Raw genomic sequence first — 2,484 nt, forward strand, 5'->3', positions numbered from 1 at the left:
AGTAATTAACACAGGTAAAATAAATTATTACCTAATTATTAGTCATTTAATGTTCATTATTCTTCTGTGTACGGACGCCCTTATGCAACGTCCCTCCTCCACCTAATCAAATATAGCAAGGTTTTTGAGAAATGGTATTACACACTACTAGGGCAACTCTAAGATAAAATATCTGCTCAAATTAGATTAGTTAAAATCCCCGAACCCCTACTCTGAAAAATCTTCTTATTTTCTGGTTAAAACTAAATCCAAAATTGCTTGAGCAGCTCGATCGCCAACTCCTTCTTCTCCCAAAGATTGACGCATTTCCTGATAATCAGTTAATGTTTTAGTGCGACGTTCAGAATTTAATAAAAGTTCCAAAGCTTCAGAGACAATATTTTCAGGAGTAGCATTTTCTTGGAATAATTCTGGTACAATAGACTTCATTTGTACTAAATTAGGTGGAGACATAAATGGAATCGAAAACCTCAAAATATTCCTAGCAATCCAAACAGTTATAGGATTAACTTTATATATTACGACTTGAGGAACATTTAGCAAAGCTATTTCCAAATTTACAGTACCAGATTTAGCGATCGCCAAATCAGCTCCAGCCAAAATTTCTAAATTATTACTTTCTTGTATTTCCTGACTATTTTTTGTAGAATTTTTTGAGGAAGATGGATAAATTGTTGCCTGTAGTTGATACTTTTTAATTGCCTCTTCAATAGGAGAACGATAAGTCTCTAAAGATAGAGGAATTAGAAAATGAACTAGGGGTAATTTCTCCTGAATTATTTTAGCTGCTTCAAAAATTACAGGCATTAAATATTTAACCTCTTGTTTTCGAGAAGCCGGCAATAAAGCGATCGCCAAAGTATCAGAATTTATGCCCAAAATACGACGAGCTTCTTCCCTAGTAGGAGCCATTTTTATCCTATCAATAGTAGGATGACCTACCCAAGTAACATTAGCTCCCTGTTGCCGAAAATAATTTGCTTCTCCTGGAAAAATAGCCAAAAGTTTATCTGTCAAATTGACTATTTTAGTTGTTTTATCCTTTCCCAAAGACCAAACCCATTCTTGAGGAGCAATGTACCAAATAATCGGCAAATTCGGCCAGGTTTTGCGAATATAATTACCAATATTAAGATTAGGCCCCATATAGTCTATCAAAATAACTATATTAGGAGATTCGTTGTGTAGATATTCCTTAGCTTTTTGTTGAATTTTCAGAGTAGGAAAAATGAAAGACAAAGATTCAATAATTCCGACAGAACCAATTTTAGTTGTATTTCCCAATAAAGTAGCACCAGCATTAGCCATCTTCTCCCCCCCCAAAGCTACAATATCCAAATTTAAACCCCGAAGTTGAGCTTGACGGTAGAGAGCTTCAACTAACAGGGCACCTTGTAAATCTCCAGAAACTTCACCTGTACTAATAAAAATTTTAATAGCAGTCATTTCAGTTATAAGTTATCAGTTATCAGTTATCAGTTATCAGGAAAATTTCTAGTAGACCTAGCAGACCTATACATCTAAAATGCTGCCATAGTAGGGGCTGGTTTATCATTAAATTCATGAGTTTAACCATTATATGTATGAAATAAACTATATATGATATTGCATTTCCCATAGTCATAAGGTACACCTAATACACCTTATATTGGCGTTGGTGAATTAGGGTATGATTTGAGCGCTAGAGCGATCGCCGTGAATATCTATCAGGAACTGGAACATCCAAAAATTTTAGATAATGAATTAGTAAGAGAATTGAATGCTTTAACATCTAAGCGAGATGCGTGAGTAGCAAAGAGTCCTTCGATGTAATCTGGCGTTCTGGGTGCCGAAGTTAGCGTATTTTCTCCTTCTACTCTCGTCATATAGGTTTGGCTGATAATTTGATCCCCATCATTAATAAAATTGCCATATACTTTCCATCCATCTGTCACATAAACACGACATTCCCATTTTTTAACTTTTTCCCATAAAGGATAAAATGTTTCTCCACTACGATTTCCCATAACCCCCATACAAAATTCCTTTTTGAAAATTATCTACTGCCGCTCCTGTACCAAATTTGGTTTTTTTTGAGCCTACAAATGTCTGTAATTCGTCTAGCTCTCCTAGTTGAGGAATTTATAACCGAGAGTAAGAATCGGGTAATAGTTTTCCTACAAGTTTTAACCCAGTTGATAATTGTAGTATGGTGTACCTTTTTGACTCTTGATATTCCTCTTAATTAAGCCCATACCATTAACATACATTTTTCAGCATTCATCTGGGGAGTTCATCACTATAACCTCTATAAGTTTCATAGCAATCAATAAATTGACGACCACATTCTAAACAAATGTGGCCGTCAACCATTACTTGCGATGTCTAATTAACCGGATTCTATATAAAGTCTCCAACAATCAAGTTATTGAAGTCTCCTTTGAGCAGATCGATGCCTGGGTCGGAATCATCTATGACCCCTGCGTTGGTGAAAGTGCCATCCCC

Annotated in this window: 1 protein-coding gene and 1 pseudogene; both read right to left on the reverse strand. The window is 35.5% G+C overall.

From position 1 onward, the window contains the following. Positions 1–225: 225 nt before the first annotated feature. Positions 226–1,446 carry a lipid-A-disaccharide synthase gene (gene lpxB / locus AFK68_RS01880; protein ID WP_094671189.1) on the reverse strand — a complete coding sequence of 407 codons (1,221 nt, stop codon included), beginning with the start codon at positions 1,444–1,446 and terminating at the stop codon, positions 226–228. A gap of 235 nt (positions 1,447–1,681) precedes the next feature. After that, positions 1,682–2,340: pseudogene (locus tag AFK68_RS40870) on the reverse strand (IS1 family transposase); the annotation flags it as partial. Positions 2,341–2,484: the final 144 nt, after the last annotated feature.

Source organism: Hydrocoleum sp. CS-953, from assembly GCF_002260545.1.
Classification (GTDB): domain Bacteria; phylum Cyanobacteriota; class Cyanobacteriia; order Cyanobacteriales; family Microcoleaceae; genus Trichodesmium.

What these genes read in the sequence shown, in the direction of transcription:
- lpxB (WP_094671189.1), bottom strand. Translation starts at nt 1,446, where the DNA reads ATGACTGCTATTAAAATTTTTATTAGTACAGGTGAAGTTTCTGGAGAT.